Origin of the sequence: Pseudomonas sp. MWU12-2037 (assembly GCF_023242345.1) — a bacterium.
Lineage (GTDB): Bacteria > Pseudomonadota > Gammaproteobacteria > Pseudomonadales > Pseudomonadaceae > Aquipseudomonas > Aquipseudomonas gingeri_D.
The window spans coordinates 17937-35941 of the sequence record NZ_JALLIZ010000002.1 but is presented as its reverse complement, the minus strand read 5'-3'; the positions used below and the strand labels follow the sequence as shown (position 1 = coordinate 35941).

The 18005-nt window shown below is 63.4% G+C and carries 17 protein-coding genes; 8 read left to right on the top strand and 9 right to left on the bottom strand.

The genetic code is table 11. The features are described 5' to 3' along the window. Positions 1–3: 3 nt before the first annotated feature. Positions 4–954, bottom strand: a complete 951-nt coding sequence (gene speB, locus M5B42_RS03260; protein WP_103496488.1) for an agmatinase — start codon at positions 952–954, stop codon at positions 4–6. 166 nt (positions 955–1120) lie between these two features. On the opposite strand from speB, the gene M5B42_RS03255 reads away from it, so the two are divergent. Together M5B42_RS03255 and M5B42_RS03250 are read left to right on the top strand one after the other, a co-directional pair. Continuing rightward, the gene (locus M5B42_RS03255) at positions 1121–2014 is read left to right on the top strand and encodes a LysR family transcriptional regulator (protein ID WP_040065200.1); all 894 of its coding nucleotides are present in this window, start codon (positions 1121–1123) and stop codon (positions 2012–2014) included. Positions 2015–2027: 13 nt separating this feature from the next. Next, positions 2028–2651 carry a DTW domain-containing protein gene (locus M5B42_RS03250; protein ID WP_177100052.1) on the top strand — a complete coding sequence of 208 codons (624 nt, stop codon included), beginning with the start codon at positions 2028–2030 and terminating at the stop codon, positions 2649–2651. 19 nt (positions 2652–2670) lie between these two features. Here the strand turns inward: M5B42_RS03250 and M5B42_RS03245 are convergent, their stop codons facing one another. Continuing rightward, positions 2671–3258: a YecA family protein gene (locus M5B42_RS03245; protein ID WP_103496490.1), complete on the bottom strand. Its 588-nt coding sequence runs from the start codon at positions 3256–3258 to the stop codon at positions 2671–2673. Between the two features lie 252 nt (positions 3259–3510). Between M5B42_RS03245 and recQ the strand changes: the two genes are divergently transcribed. The 3 genes from recQ to M5B42_RS03230 all read left to right on the top strand — a co-directional run bounded on the left by recQ (position 3511) and on the right by M5B42_RS03230 (position 8624). Next, complete coding sequence (recQ, locus tag M5B42_RS03240; RefSeq protein WP_152738366.1) at positions 3511–5640, top strand: DNA helicase RecQ; 2130 nt, start codon at positions 3511–3513, stop codon at positions 5638–5640. Between the two features lie 140 nt (positions 5641–5780). Beyond that, complete coding sequence (locus M5B42_RS03235; protein WP_103496492.1) at positions 5781–6215, top strand: MarR family transcriptional regulator; 435 nt, start codon at positions 5781–5783, stop codon at positions 6213–6215. A 162-nt stretch (positions 6216–6377) separates the two neighbouring features. Continuing rightward, positions 6378–8624 carry a FimV/HubP family polar landmark protein gene (locus tag M5B42_RS03230; RefSeq protein ID WP_283099672.1) on the top strand — a complete coding sequence of 749 codons (2247 nt, stop codon included), beginning with the start codon at positions 6378–6380 and terminating at the stop codon, positions 8622–8624. A gap of 21 nt (positions 8625–8645) precedes the next feature. On the opposite strand, the gene M5B42_RS03225 is transcribed toward M5B42_RS03230, so the two are convergent. After that, complete coding sequence (locus M5B42_RS03225) at positions 8646–10835, bottom strand: patatin-like phospholipase family protein (protein WP_248745033.1); 2190 nt, start codon at positions 10833–10835, stop codon at positions 8646–8648. A 73-nt stretch (positions 10836–10908) separates the two neighbouring features. Between M5B42_RS03225 and M5B42_RS03220 the strand changes: the two genes are divergently transcribed. Continuing rightward, a complete protein-coding gene (locus M5B42_RS03220) occupies positions 10909–11196 on the top strand; it encodes a SelT/SelW/SelH family protein (protein ID WP_100938944.1) in 288 nt (95 codons plus the stop codon). An 8-nt stretch (positions 11197–11204) separates the two neighbouring features. Here the strand turns inward: M5B42_RS03220 and M5B42_RS03215 are convergent, their stop codons facing one another. The 3 genes from M5B42_RS03215 to M5B42_RS03205 form a co-directional block, all read right to left on the bottom strand. Further along, positions 11205–11498, bottom strand: coding sequence for a hypothetical protein (locus M5B42_RS03215; protein ID WP_103496496.1), 294 nt, complete (start codon positions 11496–11498; stop codon positions 11205–11207). A gap of 153 nt (positions 11499–11651) precedes the next feature. Next, positions 11652–12545 carry a DMT family transporter gene (locus M5B42_RS03210; protein WP_248745032.1) on the bottom strand — a complete coding sequence of 298 codons (894 nt, stop codon included), beginning with the start codon at positions 12543–12545 and terminating at the stop codon, positions 11652–11654. Between the two features lie 87 nt (positions 12546–12632). Beyond that, positions 12633–13382: an AraC family transcriptional regulator gene (locus tag M5B42_RS03205; protein ID WP_103496498.1), complete on the bottom strand. Its 750-nt coding sequence runs from the start codon at positions 13380–13382 to the stop codon at positions 12633–12635. 129 nt (positions 13383–13511) lie between these two features. Here M5B42_RS03205 and M5B42_RS03200 point away from each other — a divergent pair, with 129 nt between their 5' ends. After that, a complete protein-coding gene (locus tag M5B42_RS03200) occupies positions 13512–14333 on the top strand; it encodes a UDP-2,3-diacylglucosamine diphosphatase (RefSeq protein WP_248745031.1) in 822 nt (273 codons plus the stop codon). 6 nt (positions 14334–14339) lie between these two features. On the opposite strand, the gene M5B42_RS03195 is transcribed toward M5B42_RS03200, so the two are convergent. Continuing rightward, positions 14340–14930: a phosphohydrolase gene (locus M5B42_RS03195; protein ID WP_152738389.1), complete on the bottom strand. Its 591-nt coding sequence runs from the start codon at positions 14928–14930 to the stop codon at positions 14340–14342. Between the two features lie 99 nt (positions 14931–15029). Then, complete coding sequence (locus tag M5B42_RS03190) at positions 15030–15341, bottom strand: DUF962 domain-containing protein (protein ID WP_103496501.1); 312 nt, start codon at positions 15339–15341, stop codon at positions 15030–15032. Between the two features lie 159 nt (positions 15342–15500). Here M5B42_RS03190 and M5B42_RS03185 point away from each other — a divergent pair, with 159 nt between their 5' ends. Next, the gene (locus tag M5B42_RS03185; protein ID WP_248745030.1) at positions 15501–16562 is read left to right on the top strand and encodes an AraC family transcriptional regulator; all 1062 of its coding nucleotides are present in this window, start codon (positions 15501–15503) and stop codon (positions 16560–16562) included. Here M5B42_RS03185 and M5B42_RS03180 read toward each other — a convergent pair. After that, entirely contained in the window at positions 16519–17973 is a 1455-nt protein-coding gene (locus M5B42_RS03180; protein WP_152738394.1) for a TrkH family potassium uptake protein, read from the bottom strand. The genes M5B42_RS03185 and M5B42_RS03180 overlap by 44 nt on opposite strands. Positions 17974–18005 lie beyond the last annotated feature (32 nt).

Below are 18005 nucleotides of genomic sequence, written 5' to 3'. Positions count from 1 at the left end.
TCCTCAGCGGTGGGCCACGCCGGGCAGTACGCAGAGCATCTCGTACAGCAGGTTGGCGCCGAGCAGCGAGGTGTTGCCGGTGGTGTCGTAGGGTGGCGAGACTTCCACCAGGTCGCAGCCGACCAGGTCCAGGCCCTGGCAACCGCGGACGATCTCGATCGCCTGGATGGTGGTCAGGCCGCCGATCTCCGGGGTGCCGGTACCGGGTGCCCAGGCCGGGTCGATGCCGTCGATGTCGAAGCTCAGGTACACCGGGCCGCCGCCGACTTTTTCGCGCACTTCAGCCATCAGCGGAGCGAGGGATTTGTGCCAGCACTCTTCGGCCTGGACCACCCGGAAACCCTGCTTGCGGCTCCAGTTGAAGTCTTCGGCGGTGTAGCCCTGGGCGCGCAGGCCGATCTGCACCACCCGGTCACAGTCCAGCAGGCCTTCTTCCACGGCGCGGCGGAAGGTGGTGCCGTGGGCGATTTTCTCGCCGAACATGTGATCGTTGACATCGGCGTGGGCGTCGATGTGCACCAGGCCGACCTTGCCGTGCTTCTTGTGGATGGCGCGCAGGATCGGCAGGGTGATGGTGTGGTCGCCGCCCAGGGTCAGCGGGATGACCGGGTGTTCGAGGATGGCGTTGTAGGACTCTTCGATGATGCGTACGGCGTCCAGCAGGTTGAAGGTGTTGATCGCCACGTCACCGATGTCGGCCACCGACAACGAATCGAAGGGCGCGGCACCGGTGGCCATGTTGTAGGGGCGGATCATCACCGACTCGGCGCGGATTTCCCGCGGGCCGAAACGGGTCCCGGCGCGCAGCGAGGTGCCGATGTCCAGCGGGATGCCGATGAACGCGGCGTCGAGGCCGGCGGCCGATTGCAGGTGCGGGAGGCGCATCATGGTGGCGATACCGCCGAAGCGCGGCATTTCGTTACCGCCCAGTGGTTGGTGAAGAATCTTGTCCACGGGTAAGCCTCATCATTTATTTTGGTTATCAGGGGGCGATTCTGCGAAAGGCGCCGGGCGGGAAGAATCGCTGACGGCAAATAGTTAGTTCAGATTTTTCTAAACTAATGGGAAACTGGGCGGACAGAATTGTTTCCGGCAATGCAGACTTTCCCCAGGAACTCCCATGGCCAACGCTTTACCCGACCTCAAACTATTGCGCATCTTCGTCAGCGTGGTCCGGCACCAGGGCTTCGCCAACGCCCAGCAGGAGCTCAATCTATCGACCTCGGCGATCAGCACCTACATGAGCCAGCTGGAAGCGTCCCTGGGCCTGGTCCTGTGTCATCGCGGGCGCGGCGGCTTCAGCCTGACCAGCAAGGGCGAACTGTTCCATCAGGAAACCCTGCGCCTGCTCGGCGAGCTCGAAGGTTTCGAGCAATACGCCGCGGCCCTCAAGGGTGAGTTGCGCGGCACCTTGAACCTGGGGGTGATCGATTCCACGGTCAGCGAGCCGGCCTTGCCCCTGGCCGAGGCCATCGGCGCCTACAGCCAGGAGCACCCGGCCGTGCACCTGCACCTGTCGGTGATGAGTCCCTACGAATTGCAGCTCGGCGTGCAGGACAATCGTCTCGACCTGGCCATCGGCGCCTTTTCCACGCGCATGAGCGGGTTGGTCTACCAGCCGCTGTACCGTGAGCAGCACTGGTTGTATTGCAGCAACCGGCATCCGCTGTACAACGAACGGCGTATCCCGGAACAGGTGATTACCCAGCAACGCATGGTCGGACGCGGTTACTGGAGCCAGGCCGAGCTGGCGCGCCATGGTTTCAAGCACAGCGCGGCGACCGTGGAAAGTATGGAGGCGCAATTGATCCTGGTGCTGTCCGGCGCCTATATCGGCTACCTGCCGGAGCACTACGCCCAGCCCTGGGCCGACAAGGGTGACCTGCGGGTATTGCTGCCGGCGACCTTCGGCTACCAGGCGCCGTTTTCCATGATCCTGCGCCGGGGCCGCAGTCGCGAGCCGTTGATCCAGACGTTTCGCGACCTGCTCAAAGCGCAGCTCAACCAGCCCTGATCGGTATAACTCAATGTCCAGAGCCCGTTGTGAACGCTGCCTGCGTCCCGAAAGCCACTGCCTGTGCGCACTGATCCCACAGCTGGACAGCCGCACCCGCGTGCTGCTGTTGCAGCATCCCAGCGAGGTCAACCATGCCTTGAACACCGCCCGGCTGGCGGCATTGGGGTTGACCAATGCCGAGTTGCGGGTGGGTGAGGTTTTCGAGGACCTGCCCCAGTTGCTGCAACAGCCCGGTTACCAGGCGAAATTGCTGTTCCCGGCAGAGGATGCACAGCCCTTGCAGGTTTATGCGGCCGCACCGAGCGAGTTGCCGCTGTTGCTGGTGCTGCCCGACGGCACCTGGCGCAAGGCGCGCAAGATGCTCTACCTCAATCCATTGCTGGCGGCGTTGCCACGGGTGACGCTGGGGGCGGGGGCGGTGTCGCGCTACCGATTGCGCAAGGCGCCGGAGCCGGGCGCGTTGTCGACGCTGGAGGCGATTGTCCAGGCGCTGGAAACCCTTGAGGCACCGGTTTCGTTCGCGGCGTTGCTGCGGCCGTTCGAAGCACTGATCGAAGGGCAGATTCGGGCGATGGGTGAAGAGACTTTCCTGCGCAACCACGAAAAAAAACGCCCGGCAGTGCCGGGCGATTGAGTTCATGCCGTCAGCCGACTCAGTGATGACGTGGCTTGAGGATGGCCGGTTTTTCGTCCGGGGCGTTGCACAGCAGGTACAGCGCGGTCAGGGCTTCCGGGATCTGTACGATCATGTCGTCCATCAGGTTGGCATCGGCGGCGATATCGGCGAACTCGGGTTGTTCGTCGAACAGGCCGGAACCGACCATGATCGGCAGGAGCATTTCGCTGACTTCGTCTTCGGCGGTTTCGAACCAGGCCTCTTCACGCAGGAACACGCCTTCCATGAAGCCGATGCACCAGCCGCGCAGCTCGGAGTCGTCCGGGTCGTCGCCCAGGTCCAGGTCGCACGGCAGCTCGAATTCTTCATCGGACGCCAGCTGGCGAGCGATATGGGCCTTGAGCTGGATCAGCGTGGCTTCGATCTCTTCGCGCTGGGCGGCGTCGCTGTAGTGCGGCTCCTCGGCGAACAGGGCGTCGATCCATTCCCGATCGGGGACGATCTCGGCGCAGATCGACAAGGCGGTCAGGTAGCCGTGGGCGGCGACATAGTCCAGCGCCTCTTCGTGCAGCTCGTCGGCGTCGAGGAAGGCTTGCAGGCGGGTGAGTTGCTCAGCGAAGGACATTGAGGGGCTACCTTGGGAATAAACGATAAGCAATTCTAGGCGTTCTTGAGCCCTCAGGCCAGCAAGCACTGAATTCCCTTAACCGACCGGCACCGCCCATTGCCGTCGGACGCTCGGGTATACTGCCGCGTTTTGTGATGCGCTGCTGACCCTCGGGGCCGCTGGGAAATGCCTGCTTACGGTTTTTTTCGTGAAAACGGTGAATCTTCAGCCAGCCTTTGAACAAGCGTTTCGATGATTTTTGGAGTGGTTATGCTCGAACAGGCTCAACGCGTCCTCAAGGACATCTTCGGTTACGACAGCTTCCGTGGTCGCCAGGGTGCCATTATTGAGCGCGTGGCCAATGGTGGCGACGCCCTGGTGCTGATGCCGACCGGCGGCGGCAAGTCGCTGTGCTTCCAGGTTCCGGCGTTGCTGCGCGAGGGCCTGACGGTGGTGGTCTCGCCTTTGATCGCACTGATGGACGACCAGGTGGCGACCCTCGAGGAACTGGGCGTCGCTGCCGCGGCCTTGAACTCCACGCTGAGCGCCGAACAGCAACGTGACCTGGCGGCACGGATTCGTCGCGGTGAAGTGAAAATGCTCTACCTGGCCCCCGAGCGCCTGGTGCAGCCGCGTATGCTGTCGTTCCTGCAGAACCTCCAGATCGCCCTGTTCGCCATCGATGAAGCCCACTGCGTATCGCAATGGGGCCACGACTTCCGTCCCGAGTACCTGCAACTCGGCCAGTTGGCCGAGCTGTTCCCGGATGTGCCGCGTATCGCCCTGACCGCCACGGCCGACAAGCGGACCCGCGAAGAAATCGTCAATCGCCTGCATCTGCAGAATGCCGAGCGCTTCCTCTCCAGCTTCGACCGGCCGAATATCTTCTACCGCATCGTGCCCAAGGAGCAGCCGCGCAAGCAGCTGCTGGCGTTCCTTTCGCAGCGCCGCAGCGATGCCGGGATTGTCTATTGCCTCTCGCGCAAGAAGGTCGATGAAGTGGCCGCGATGCTTTGCGAGCAAGGCTATCCGGCGTTGCCTTACCACGCCGGGCTGGCCAGCGATGTGCGTGCCGCCAACCAGAAGCGCTTCCTCAACGAGGAAGGGCTGATCATGGTGGCGACCATTGCTTTCGGCATGGGCATCGACAAGTCCAACGTGCGCTTTGTCGCCCACCTGGATCTGCCCAAATCCCTGGAAGCCTACTACCAGGAAACCGGTCGGGCCGGCCGCGACGGCCTGCCGGCGGATGCCTGGATGGCCTATGGCTTGCAGGATGTGGTGATGCTCAAGCAGATGCTGCAGAACTCCGAAGGTGACGAGCGGCACAAGCGCCTGGAGCACCACAAGCTCGACGCCATGCTGGCCCTGTGTGAGGAAACCCGCTGCCGTCGCCAGACCCTGCTGGCCTATTTCGATGAAGACATGCCGCAACCCTGTGGGCATTGCGACAACTGCGTCGATGGCGTGCAGACCTGGGACGCCACCGAACCGGCGCGCCAGGCGCTGTCGGCGATTTTTCGTACCGGCCAGCGGTATGGCGTCGGACACCTGGTGGATGTGCTGCTGGGCAAGGAAAACGACAAGGTGCGCAGTTTCGGTCATCAGCACCTGACGGTGTTCGGTGTCGGCAAGGCGCTGGCCGAAGGCGAATGGCGCACCCTGTTCCGCCAGCTGGTGGCCCGCGGGCTGGCCGATATCGACCTGGAAGGCTACGGCGGCCTGCGTCTGAGCGATAGCTGCCGGCCCCTGCTCAAGGGCGAAGTGAGCCTGGAGCTGCGCCGCGACCTCAAGCCGCAGACCACGGCCAAAAGTGTCTCCGCCAGCCCCGCCAGCCAACTGGTACGCGGCGAGGAGCGCGAGCAATGGGAAGCCCTGCGTGCCCTGCGGCGCAAGCTGGCCCAGGAACATGGCGTGCCGCCCTATGTCATCTTCCCCGACTCCACCTTGCTGGAAATGCTCCGCAGCCAGCCGACTTCCCTGGCGGAAATGGCCAAGGTCAGCGGTATCGGCGCGCGCAAGCTGGAGCGTTATGGCGAGGCGTTCCTCGAAGTCCTCGGCGGCGAGGCAGAAACCCCGAAAACCGTGGCCGATATCCGCCACGAACTGATCAGCCTGGCCCGGGCCGGTATGACGCCGTTGCAGATCGCCGGCCAGTTGCAGTGTTCGGAAAAGAATGTCTATACCTTGCTGGCCGAGGCCGTCGGCCGCCAGCAACTGTCGCTGGAGCAGGCGCTGGACTTGCCGGAGGATCTGCTGGGGGAAATCCAGGACGCCTTCCTCGACGGCGAAGGCGAATTGCCTCCGGTGACCGCTATTGCCGAACTGTTTGCCGGCCGTGTGCCGGAAGGGGTGCTGTACTGCGTGCGGGCCGCCTTGCAGGCGGAATTTGAAATGTGAGGTCGGTATTGTCCCCGGTCACTGTCTTATTCACGACAAGTAACGATTCGGCGCCGAGCAAGCCTTGCCTCCGGGCATGGGTCATGCTTAGCTGACTAATAATTAGTTTTGTCTATTTTAAGTCTAACCCTGAGTGTTTTATGCCGTTGACCGATGAACACCGTTTTGGCATGCAGTTGGCGCACATGTCGCGAGGCTGGCGTGCGGAACTGGATCGCCGTCTGGCGGGCCTGGGCTTGTCCCAGGCGCGCTGGCTGGTCTTGCTGCACCTGGCGCGTTTTACCGAGGCCCCGACCCAGCGCGAGCTGGCCCAGAGTGTGGGGGTTGAAGGGCCGACCCTGGCCCGTCTGCTCGACAGCCTGGAAACCCAGGGGCTGGTCCAGCGCCAGGCCGTGCTGGAAGACCGGCGGGCGAAGAAAATCGTCCTGAGTCCCTCGGCACGGCCCCTGATTGAACAGATCGAGACCATCGCCACTGCGTTGCGCCATGAGCTGTTCGTCGGTGTCGACGATGAAGAACTGAGGATCTGCATGCGGGTCCATAGCCGGATCCTGGCGAACCTGGAAAAATCTTGAGGCATTCCCAGGCCGCCGGGCTTGGGAGTCCTCAGCGAGTTTGTAAAGCCTTCAACGAATTTTGATAGTCTTTGCGCCGCAGACTATAAGAGTTACTGGTTCTGTGTATTGTGTCGGTGTCCGGCCCGCGTGCGCGGGCCGTCACGCCAGTAAGGGATGCTCATGCTCGAGAGTTTGCAGTCCGCGTTGCGGTGCTCCATTGGAAAATCCACCCTGAACCGGGCTCGCCTGTTGGCCGTGCTGGCCGGCGGGTTGTTGTATTCGGCGCTGGCTCCGGCCATGGGGTTGGGGGATATCACCCTGCATTCGGCGCTCAATCAGCCGTTGAACGCGGAAATCGCCTTGATCGAGCCGGGCGACCTGGCCGACGGCGAACTGTCGGTCAGCCTGGCAACACCCGAGGAGTTCGCCCGGGCGGGCGTCGAGCGGGTGTTCTTCCTCAATGACCTGCGCTTTACCCCTGTGCTGCGGGGCAACAGCAGTGTTATCCAGGTGCAGACCAACAAGCCGGTCAGCGAACCTTTTCTGAATTTCCTGGTGCAGGTCAACCGACCCAACGGGCGCCTGCTGCGCGAATACACCGTGCTGCTCGATCCGCCGGGCAACCGGCCGGCCGGTTACAGCCTGCCTGCTCGCAGCGCAGCCCTTGAACAACCGGCTTCGGTGGCGAATATCCCACCGCCGCCTGCGCTGCAAGGCAAACACTACACCGTGGTCAAGGGTGACAACCCCTGGGTTATTGCCAAGCGACTGCGCGAAGCCGGCAGTCAGGCGTCGGTCAACGAATTGTCCCAGGGCATTCGTGCGCTGAACCCGGGCAGCGACCGTTTGCGGGTCGGCCAGAGCCTGTTGCTGCCGGACGTCGCAGTGGTTGCGGCCCCGGCGTCTTCCCCGGCCCCGACCTTGGCCGCCGCGGCTACGGCCACCGCGGCTGCCGCCACGCAGAATGCGCTTGCTGCCGTGACCGAGACAGCGCAAAACGCCGAGGAGCTGGCCAAGGCCGCCCTGGAAAACCAGCAGTTGCAGAAGACCGTCGAGGATCTGCAGGTCAGGTTGAAGGCGCAGGACGAGATGATTGCCAGCAGCCAGAAACAGGCCGTTGAACTGCAGACACAACTCGCGGAACTCAAGACCAAGGCTGTTGCGCCGGTCCCCGCCGTGGTGGCCGCGCCAGTGGTTGCGCCGACACCGGCTGTCGAGACTGCCGATGGCCCGAACTGGCTGCTGTGGGGGGCGGTGCTGTTGCTGATCGCGCTGCTGGCCGTGGCCTTTATCCTGCGCCGCAACCGCCAGCAGGCTGAACAGGTGCCCGAGGCGGTACCTCCGGTGGCTCCGGTTCCGGAGCCGATGGTCAGCCGAGTGGTAACGCCGGCCCCGCCGACCAAGCCGGCAACGCCCGCGTCGACGCGGGTCGAGCCGGTGGTGGCGCCGGTTGCCGCAGTGGCCTCGCGTCAGTCCAGCGAAGTGCCTGATGCCCTTGAAGGCGTGAGTATCTACATCGCCTATGGTCGCTTCAGCGAAGCGGCGGGCATTCTGCGCGAGGCCATGCTCAAGGAGCCCGAGCGCACGGACTTGCACCTGCGCTTGCTCGATGTGCTGGCCCAGCAGGGCGACAGTGCGGCTTACGCAACGGAAGAGCGCAAGCTGCTGGAGGCCGGGTTCAGTGAGTCGGCCCTGCAGGAGTTGCGCGCCAAGTATCCGAAACTGCAAAGCGCTGCCGCCACGCCAGCCCAAGCTCCAGCCGCTGCGTCCCCGGTCGCCGTTCTGGCGGCGGCCGGCGCCGTGGCAGCGGTCGCGCCAGTACTGGCGGCACACTGGAAAGAGCCGGCTGAGGAGACGACTGCAACCGCCCCTGTAGCGGACAAGCCGCTGGAGGACGAATTCCAGCTCAACCTCGATGACCTGTCCATGGACGCCGACTGGGACCTGGTCAGCCCGTTCGACAATACGCCCCATCCCCGCAGCAAGACCGCCGAAGAGCCGGTTTTGCCTGTCGAGCTGGAGCCTGAGCCCGAGCCGATCTTCACCAAGAGCTTCAATGAGCTGCCGGAAGTGTTCGAGATGCCGGACGAGCAGTTCCTCAGCGATTTTTCCGAGCTTGAGTCAGAGCCTGTGCCCGCGCCTGTGGGCGAAGTGGAGTTGAGCCTGCCCGACGACGGGGACTCACTGGACGACGCGTTTCTCGATGGTTTCATGAGTGATTCCGAGCCCCTGGACATCGAGCCCCTGGAAGTCGACTTTGACAGCCTGGAGCGCGAGCAGGCTTCGGCCAGCAAGCTTGAGCAGGCGCAAACCTGCATCAATGTCGGCGACCTGGACCATGCCAGCCAACTGCTCCTCGAGCTGCTGCGCGAAGGCGATGAACCCCTGAAGCAGACGGCGCGCACCTTGCTCGCCAGTATTCGCTGATACGGCTCGCCCCTGCGAATATCAGAAGGTCTGTCCCAGATTCAGGTACAGCGCCTTCTGATTGTCGTCATTGAGGCCATAGCTGAAGTTCAACGGCCCCAGTGGCGTATCGAAGCCCAGGAACACGCTGGCGGCGTTGATGTAACCGGTGTCGAATTGATTGTCATTGTTCCAGGCCCGCCCGCGTTCCAGGGAGGCGCCGAGGTACAGGGGGAAATCCAGCGGCAGGTAGGCCCGGGGTGTCAGCCGGCGGTAATAGACCGCGCGCATCAGGCTGATGTTCTGCCCGGCAATCGAATCCTGGCGGAACCCCGATAACTGCCGTGCGCCCCCCAGCAGGAAACTCGAAGTGACCACTTCGGCGTCGTCCAGGGTACGTCCGTAGCGCCCACCCAGGATCCAGGTATTCGGTCCCTGGCTCAGGGCCTTGTCCAGGGTGAACTCCCACTGCCGGTAGCGTTGGGTCGAACCCAGGCTCGGGTCGAACTCGCGCAGGGTCAGGTTGATGTTTTCCCCCCTGTGCGGGAAATAGACGTTGTCCAGCGAGTCGAAGGAGTATTTGAGCGCGTAGAAACCTTCGCTGAAACTCACCCGCGGCAGGCTGCGATCGCCGATCTTCACGTCGGCCTGGCCCCAGGCTTCGCCGATACCGAGACGGATCTCGCCGTTGTTGGCGATCTGGCGCCCGATGTTCAAGCCGAAGCCGTACCGTTCCAGGCGATATTCGGCAATTGGATCGTTATCCAGGGTCGCTTCCACATTCTGCGTTTGCAGGTTCACATAGGGCGCGACAAAGTAGCGCGAGCCGGTGTCCAGCGGTTGATAGAACTCGCTGTAGAGATTCTGCTGATCGCCGATCTGGGCCCGGGTCAGCCACTCGCCGCCGAGGCTGTTGATGCCGTTGACCCGATAACTGGCGCCGAGATTGAAGGCGCTGTCGCCGCGCATGTCATCCGACAGGTTCAAGCCCAGGCGCAGGTAGTCGGTGCCGCTGCGTTTGCCCCGGGCGCTGATGACCAGGGTGTGTTCCTGGCCCTTGCGCGCGACCCGGTATTGCACCTGCTCGAAGTAGTCCAGGCCGTAGAGAGTGCCCATGTCGATGCGCAGGCGCTCGAGGTCCAGCGGCTCGCCGAGGGGTTGGCGGATGTAATAGCGGATCACTGTGTCGCTGACCTTGGAGTCGTTCTCGATCCTGATCGTATTGATCACCGGGGTGCGCTGTTCGGGCGCACGGGCGGCGACCAGTTCGGCGTCGGGATTGGGCGGCGAACGCAAGCCGGCCAGGCGCGCGTCGAGAATGCGCGTGGCGCGATAACCGGCGTCGATGATGTCCTGGGCGCGGCCGAAGTCGGTGCTGCCGTAACTGGCCAGCGCCGGCTGGATCAGGATGTCATTGCGGTGCAGCGTGGCCAGCTGTTCTTCGGAGTTGCGCCGGGTCATCAGGGTGATCGACTGGTTGAGGACGTCGACCACGGTCGCCAGTTGTTTGCGTGAGCGCAGCGGGGTGCCGATATCCACCACGATGGCGATGTCGACGCCCATTTCGCGCACCACATCCAGCGGGATATTGTCGGTCATGCCGCCATCCACCAGCAGGCGCCCGTCCAGCTCGACCGGGGCGAATACCGCCGGGATCGACATGCTGGCGCGGACCACCTGGGGCAGGTGGCCGCGGCGGAACACGACTTTTTCGCCACTGGCGATATCGGTGGCAACCGCGCGAAAGGGGATCGGCAGCTTGTCGAAGTCACGGGTGCCGCTGGCATGGGCGAGCGTGCTTTCCAGCAGCAAGGCCAGGTTCTGGCCCTGGATCACTCCCAGCGGCAGGCCCAGGCTGCCGTCGTCGCGGAAGCTGAGCTGCTGTTTGACCAGGAAGTCGCGGTCATCCTGTTTACGCCGAAACGGGATGTCTTCCCGTGGCGGGGCGTCGGACAGCGCCTGTTTCCAGTCGATGCCCAGGGCGAGCTTTTCCAGCTCGTCGATCTTGTAGCCCGAGGCATACAGCCCGCCGATCACCGCGCCCATGCTGGTGCCGGCGATGGCGTCGATCTTGATGCCCTGTTCTTCCAGGGCCTTGAGCACGCCGATATGGGCCAGGCCACGGGCGGCACCGCCGGACAGCACCAGGCCGATCTTCGGTCGCGGCGGTTCGGCGGCTTGCAGCGCCAGGGGCAGTAGACAGAGGAGCAGGCAGGACAACAGGCGGCGCATCATGATCTCGGGAGGGGCGATAAAAAGATCGCTATTATAGCGACGACCTTTCCTTCCAGAGCCGGGTGCAATCATGACCGCACGTAAACCGCATATCGTCATCACCTACTGCACCCAGTGCCAATGGCTGCTGCGTGCCGCCTGGCTGGCCCAGGAACTGCTCAGCACCTTCGCCGATGATCTCGGCCAGGTGGCCCTGGAGCCGGGGACCGGCGGAGTGTTCCGGATCACCTGCGACGAGGTGCAGATCTGGGAGCGCAAGGAAGACGGCGGCTTTCCCGAAGCCAAGGTACTCAAGCAGCGGGTACGGGACCGGATCGATCCCGAGCGCGACCTCGGGCACAACGACCGGCCCCGATAGGCGCGGACTTACGACGGGCTCAGCTTCGACTTGATGAGCCCGACGATGACCATCAGCACCCCACCGCCCACGCCACCGCTGGCAATACTGCTGAGGATCGAGGTCAGGTCCAGTGCGCCGCTACCGCTGCCCACGCTGCCGTTGGTGAAGAGATCGAGCAACTGCCCGCCGAGACCGCCGCCGAGTATGCCGAGGATGGAATTGATGACCGGGCCCAGGTTGTATTTCTGCAGGACCGACCCGGCCACGTTACCGCCCACGGCGCCGCTGATGGCTTGAATCAAAAGACTGACGATGTCCATGGATGAAACCCTCCAACATGTTGATGGGGAGGGCCGCTCGAATCGAGTCGATTCAGGGGGGGAATCACTGCAGCTGTCGTCGAGAAACCCTGATCTCCGTGAACGACAGCAAACTGTTGCGGATGTCACCAGTATAGGCGGATTGGGTTTTCGTCAATGAACTGACGCGGCTTCCTGGTGTTCCCGCGGTGCCGCCGCGGCGCCCAGGCGGCTGGACACCACGATGGCGAGAATGATCAGGGCGCCGCCGATCAACATGCGCAGGGTCGGGTTTTCGCCGAACAGCAGCCAGGCTGCGGTGATCCCGTACACCGGCTCCAGGGCAAAGACCACCGCCGCGGTACGCGCCTTGATCACCGCGAGGCTGGCCACAAACAGGCTGTGGGCCACGGCTGTGCAGAACACCCCGAGCAGGCCGATCCAGACCCAGTCCAGCTTTGGTACTTGCGCAAGATCCGGGGCGGCCCAGGGCAGCAGGCAGGCGGCGACCACCAGGTTCTGGCACAACGCTGCCTGTACGGCGGGAATCCGCCCGGAGCCGGCCCGGTTGGCCAGTGACAGCAATGAGAACAGCAGGCCGGACAGTACGGCCCAGAGCAAACCGCCGGTGGCCTGGCTGGCAAGGTTGAAGTCGGGCGTGACCAGCACCAGGCCGATACTGACCAGCACCACCAGGAGGATTTCATTGAAGCGGATGCGCTCGCGAAAGATCACGCCTTCCAGAATCACCGTGAAGGCCGGAAAGCTGGCGAAACCCAGGGTCGCCACGGCCACACCGGCGACTTTTACTGCAATGAAGAAGCTGACCCAGTGCCCGGCCAGCAGCAGGCCGCTGAGCAGCAGGCGCCGCCAGTCCTGTGCCTGCAACGGTTGCCAGTGATGATTGCGGGCCAGGCGGGCGAACAGGCTGAGGGCGAGCACGGCAAAGACCGCACGGCCGAAAACGATGATCGCCGGGGCGGCGCTCGCGAGTTTGCCGAACACGCCGGTCAGGCCAAACATCAATGCGCCGATATGCAGGGCGCCCAGGGCGGAACGGGGAGTCATGGTGGTCCTTGAAAACGCTGACAGACAGAGCCGCAGTCTAGAGGGCGGCCAGTGTGCCTGTCTGTCGTGTGCCTGCTGTCGTTTGTCTCAGGACTCGCGTCGCAACGCGCCGGGTGTGCGGCCGAACTCGCGGAGCACGGCGGCGGCAAAGGCACTTTGCGACTGGTAGCCGACGCGGCTGGCGATCTCGCCGATCGGCAGGGTCGACTCGCGCAGCAGTCCCAGGGCGATATGCAGGCGACGGCTGCGCACATAGTCCATGGGCGTCTGCCCGCATTCGGCGACAAAGCGCGTATGCAGGCGGGCGCTGGACAGGTCGGCAATACGCGCCAGGTCCGTCACCTGCAGCGGGTGGGCCAGATGGCGATCGATGTGCGCGTTGAGGGCGGCCAGGGGCAGGCGCTTGCCAGCGAATGGGCGGCTGCCGGGGCTGTTCAGGCTGGCAAGCAGCAGCACGGCGCCCTGTTGCGCGATCAACGGGTCGTCCACGGGACTGGCCGCCAGCCACTGCACCAGTTGGCCCTGGGCGGCGTCGAGGGTGCGTGGCCCCGCGGTGTCGAGCAGACGCCGGCTGGCCTCGGCATGGTCGCCCAGGGTGTTCAGCAACCAGCGTTCGTCGGGCACATCCAGCACCAGGCAGCGGCTGCCGTTGGGGCTGGCGCAGACGTGATGGGCATCGCAGGGAATCACCGCGACGCTTTGCTGTACCACCTGGCTGCCGTGCCCCTCGATCTCGAAGTCGAGCCGGCCGGACAGGCCAAACACCAGCTGCGCATGGGCATGGCTGTGGTTGATCAGGTCGGGGCTGTAGTGGCGCAGGGTCAGGATCGGTCCCATCGCGGTCTCCTTGGCATCGTCGCAGTCTACACCGCTTGCCGTTCGGGCGGTTGTCATCGGACTGCCATGTAGCTGTCATGGACTATTAACTGCCCCGGTGCAAGCTCAGGAAAAATCCGGAGAATGCCCATGACCCGTGCGGAGCTTGCCAAACCCAGCCGTAAGCAGCGTGTGCGAACCCTGTGGATTTCCGACGTGCACCTGGGGACCCGCGACTGCCAGGCCGAACACCTGTCGCAGTTTCTCAAGGGCTATCAGGCCGACCGTATCTACCTGGTGGGGGATATCATCGACGGCTGGAAGATGCGTGGCGGCATGTACTGGCCGCAAGCGCACACCAACGTGATCCGCCGGCTGCTGACCATGAGCAAGCGTGGCACCGAGGTGGTCTATGTCACCGGCAACCACGATGAGTTCCTGCGCCGTTACTCCAAACTGATCCTGGGCAATATCCAGCTGGTCGACGAAGCGGTGCACCACACCGCCGACGGGCGCAAGCTGCTGGTGATCCATGGCGACCAGTTCGACGTGATCACCCGTTATCACCGCTGGCTGGCGTTCCTCGGCGATTCGGCCTACGAGTTCACCCTGACCCTCAATCGCTGGCTGAACCATTGGCGGGCCCGCTACGGTTATGGCTACTGGTCGTTGTCGGCCTACCTCAAGCACAAGGTCAAGACCGCGGTCAGCTTTATCAGCGACTTCGAAGAGGCGATCGCCCACGAATGCGTGAAGCGCGGGCTCGATGGGGTGGTGTGCGGGCATATCCACCATGCCGAGATCCGCAAGGTCGGCGAAGTGGACTACCTCAACTGCGGTGACTGGGTCGAGTCCTGCACCGCCCTGATCGAACACTGGGATGGCACCATCGAGCTGTATCGCCTGGCGGATGCCCAGGCGAAAGAGGCGCAGCTCAAGCTGGAGCTGGAAAAAGTCGCCGAGCCGGGTTAGCCCCTATCAGGCCGTCTGGTTCTGCGCCATCGCGGCCTTGTAGATCGACTGCCGGGGTTGGGCGAATACGCGCTCCATCATCGGTTCGAAAAAGCTCAGGGGCAGGCTCTCGTAGTCCGGGTCGAAGGCCGCCGCGTCGTATTTGGCGCAGAACTCGATGGTCGCCAGATACTGCGGGTGCTCGCGAAACTGCTCGCGCAGATGGCGATCCATTCCCAGGTAATGGAAGAAGTAGTAGCCCTGGAAAATTCCGTGCTTTTCCACCATCCACAGGTTTTCCGCGCTGACGAAGGGCTTGAGGATCGCCGCGGCGATGTCCGGGTGGTTATAGGAACCCAGGGTGTCGCCAATATCGTGGAGCAGCGCGCAGATCACGTACTCCTCGTCCCGTCCGTCGCGCCAGGCCCGGCTGGCGGTTTGCAGCGAATGGGTCAGGCGATCCACCGGGAAACCGCCGAAATCACCCTCCAGCAGCTTCAGGTGAGTCAGGATCCGTGCCGGCAGTTGTCGTGCGTAGGCGCTGAAGTCGGCGGCAATTACCGCCCAATCCTCCTGGGTGCCGTCCTGCATATGGGTAAAGCGGGCTTGTCCGGTCATCGGCTGTCCTCTTGTGGTTTTTATCGCTGCCGGACTCAGTCTAGGGCTTGCCCGCGTCCTGGCAGTGGCTGCGCAGGACGCTTTGCTGGCCCCCCGGGCCTAAAACGGTACCTTGCCGAGGATCATGTCGCGAAACATGACGAAATCGCCGAGCAAACTGTAGAAGGGGTGTTCAAAGGTGGCCGGGCGGTTCTTCTCGAAGAAGAAATGGCCGACCCAGGCGAAGCCATAACCGGCCACGGGCACCGCCAGCAGCAACCCTCCCGAGGCGCGACCGATGGCCAACGCCAGGAAAAAGATCACCAGGCTGGTGCCGACGAAATGCAACCTGCGGCAGGTACTGTTGCCGTGTTCACTCAGGTAGTAGGGGTAGAACTCTGCGAAGCTGTTGAATTTTCTGATGTTTTCCACGGGGTACTCTCCGCGTTGGCGACCTTGCCCATGGAGGGTTCCACGGGGAGCTTATTTGAGTCTAGAGTGATTGGCAGCGGCGACCAGTGACAATAGACGCCACTTTAGTATCCTTAGGCCATTAGTCGTCCTATACGACTTATCATGCAAGAAAAGGCCATGAGCGAGAGAACGACTTCTGCAAGCTGGGCGATGGGGATTGTCAAGGCGCTGGAGATGGATGGCCTGGACTGTCGCGTCCTGTTCCGGCAGCTGGGGCTCGATTATGCAGCCCTGGACGACCCCGATGCGCGTTTTCCCCAGGATTCGATGACGCGCCTCTGGCAGCGCGCGGTGGAGCTTTCCGGCAACCCGGCGATTGGTTTGAACATGGGCCGGGTGGTACGCCCGGCGTCCTTTCATGTTGCCGGCTACGCGCTGATGTCCAGCCAGACCCTGGCCGAGGGTTTCCGGCGCCTGGTGCGTTATCAGCGGATCATCGCCGAAAGCGCCGACTTGAGCTTTCGCCTCTTGCCCGAAGGTTATGCATTGATCCTGACGGTGCACGGCGACCATCTGCCGCCCACCCGCCAGAGCGCCGAGGCGTCCCTGGCCTGCGCCCTGGCGCTGTGCGGCTGGCTGACCGGGCGCACCTTGCAGCCGCGCAAGGTGTTGCTGCAGGGGACGGAGCCGGAGGATATCGGCCCTTACAAGGAAGTGTTCCATGCGCCGCTGGTATTCAACGCACCTTACGATGCGCTGATCTTCGAGCAGGCCGACATGGAAGCGCCGTTGCCGACCGCCAATGAGGCCATGGCCTTGCTCCACGACCGGTTTGCCGGCGAATATCTGGCACGCTTCTCGGAAAGCCGGGTGACCCACAAGGCGCGCCAGGTGTTGTGTCGCCTGCTGCCCCAGGGCGAGCCCAAGCGCGAAGTGGTGGCGCAGACCCTGCACCTGTCCCAGCGCACCCTGCAGCGCCGTTTGCAGGAGGAGGGCACCAGTTTCCAGGCGCTGCTCGACGACACCCGTCGTGAGTTGGCAGAACAATACCTGGCGCAGCCGCGCATGACCTTGCTGGAAATCGCCTATCTGCTGGGCTTCGCTGACCCGAGCAACTTTTTTCGCGCCTTCCGCCGTTGGTTCGAGGTCACGCCCGGCGAATACCGGGCGCGGATGTTGGGGGCGGTGGCCTCGATCAATGACGCCAGAATGCGGGGATACACAGAACGAACACCGTGATGATTTCCAGTCGGCCGAGCAGCATGCCCAGGGACAGGATCCACTTGGCAGCGTCCGGCAGGGTGGAGAAATTCCCCGATGGCCCGATTACCTCGCCCAGGCCCGGCCCCACGCCGGAGACGGTACTGGCGGCGCCGGTAAGCGCGGTCATCCAGTCCAGGCCCAGTAGCGACAGGGCCAGGGCGATGGCGCAAATGGTGATGGCGAAGAAGAACGAAAAGGTCAGGATCGAACGCACGATCTCTTCGTCGAGACGGTGACCGTTGTATTTCTGCTTGATCACCGCCCGGGGATGGATCAACTGGTTGAGGTTGGCCTTGAGCAGGATATAGGCGACCTGGAAGCGGAACACCTTGATCCCGCCGGCCGTCGAGCCCGAGCAGCCGCCAACGAAGCCCAGGTAGAAAAACAGCATCAACGAGAAGTTGCCCCACAGGCTGTAGTCGCCCAGGGCAAAGCCGGTGGTGGTGACCACCGAGGTCACGTTCAGTGCGACGTGGCGCAGGGCATCGAGCCAGTGCAGCTGGGTGGTCCACCAGTACCAGGTGCCGAGTACCAGCCAGGTGACCAGCAGCAGGCCGAGCAAGCCCTGCACCTGCTGGTCCTTGATCAGTGCCTTGCGGTGACCGCGCAGGGTCGCCACGTAGAGGGTGAATGGCAGGCTGCCGAGAATCATCACCACCACGGCCACCCAGTGCACTGCCGGTTGGCTCCATTTGGCCAGGGACTGGTCCGAGGTGGAGAAACCGCCGGTGGAAATCGCCGACATGGCGTGGTTGATCGCATCGAACAGGCTCATGCCGGCCCACCAGAATGCCAGGCTGCCGAGGAGGGTGATGCCGATGTAGGCGGTGACGATCAGGCGCGCCACCATGTGCGAACGCGGCATGACCTTTTGCGAGCGGTCCGAGGATTCCGTCTGGAACAGGCGCATGCCACCGATGCGCAGCAGCGGCAGGATCGCCACTGCCATGCCGATAAAGCCGATCCCACCCAGCCAATGCAGCAGCGAGCGCCAGATCAGGATGCCCGGGGACATGCTGTCCAGGCCGCTGAGCACGGTCGAACCGGTGGCGGTGATCCCCGACATGCTTTCGAAAAAGGCGTCGGTGTAGCTGGTGTGCAGGGTCAGCACGAAGGGCAGCGCGGCGAAAATGCACACCACCACCCAGCTCGAGACGGTGAGCAGATACATATCCCGGGGGCGCAGTTGTACCTGTTCCGGGCGACCGCGGATCACCAGTGCCAGGCCGGCGAGGAAGGTGATCGTACTGGCCCAGAGAAAGGCCGGCAGGTCGCCGGTTCGTTCGAAAGCCACCAGCACCAGCATGGGGATGACCATGCTGACAGCCAGGGTGATCAGGAAGATGCCGATGATGAAACCAATGATGCGCAGGGTCGGCATCGCCATGAAATAGGCTCGGGAAAGGGGGACGGGCGCCA

Bases quoted from the DNA above. Each gene is read 5' to 3' on its own strand.
- M5B42_RS03210 (WP_248745032.1), bottom strand. From the start codon at position 12,545: ATGACTCCCCGTTCCGCCCTGGGCGCCCTGCATATCGGCGCATTGATG.
- recQ (WP_152738366.1), top strand. From the start codon at position 3,511: ATGCTCGAACAGGCTCAACGCGTCCTCAAGGACATCTTCGGTTACGAC.
- M5B42_RS03255 (WP_040065200.1), top strand. From the start codon at position 1,121: ATGGCCAACGCTTTACCCGACCTCAAACTATTGCGCATCTTCGTCAGC.
- M5B42_RS03225 (WP_248745033.1), bottom strand. From the start codon at position 10,835: ATGCGCCGCCTGTTGTCCTGCCTGCTCCTCTGTCTACTGCCCCTGGCG.
- M5B42_RS03200 (WP_248745031.1), top strand. From the start codon at position 13,512: ATGACCCGTGCGGAGCTTGCCAAACCCAGCCGTAAGCAGCGTGTGCGA.
- M5B42_RS03250 (WP_177100052.1), top strand. From the start codon at position 2,028: ATGTCCAGAGCCCGTTGTGAACGCTGCCTGCGTCCCGAAAGCCACTGC.
- M5B42_RS03195 (WP_152738389.1), bottom strand. From the start codon at position 14,930: ATGACCGGACAAGCCCGCTTTACCCATATGCAGGACGGCACCCAGGAG.
- M5B42_RS03235 (WP_103496492.1), top strand. From the start codon at position 5,781: ATGCCGTTGACCGATGAACACCGTTTTGGCATGCAGTTGGCGCACATG.
- M5B42_RS03185 (WP_248745030.1), top strand. From the start codon at position 15,501: ATGAGCGAGAGAACGACTTCTGCAAGCTGGGCGATGGGGATTGTCAAG.
- M5B42_RS03245 (WP_103496490.1), bottom strand. From the start codon at position 3,258: ATGTCCTTCGCTGAGCAACTCACCCGCCTGCAAGCCTTCCTCGACGCC.
- M5B42_RS03220 (WP_100938944.1), top strand. From the start codon at position 10,909: ATGACCGCACGTAAACCGCATATCGTCATCACCTACTGCACCCAGTGC.
- M5B42_RS03180 (WP_152738394.1), bottom strand. From the start codon at position 17,973: ATGGCGATGCCGACCCTGCGCATCATTGGTTTCATCATCGGCATCTTC.
- M5B42_RS03205 (WP_103496498.1), bottom strand. From the start codon at position 13,382: ATGGGACCGATCCTGACCCTGCGCCACTACAGCCCCGACCTGATCAAC.
- M5B42_RS03230 (WP_283099672.1), top strand. From the start codon at position 6,378: ATGCTCGAGAGTTTGCAGTCCGCGTTGCGGTGCTCCATTGGAAAATCC.
- M5B42_RS03215 (WP_103496496.1), bottom strand. From the start codon at position 11,498: ATGGACATCGTCAGTCTTTTGATTCAAGCCATCAGCGGCGCCGTGGGC.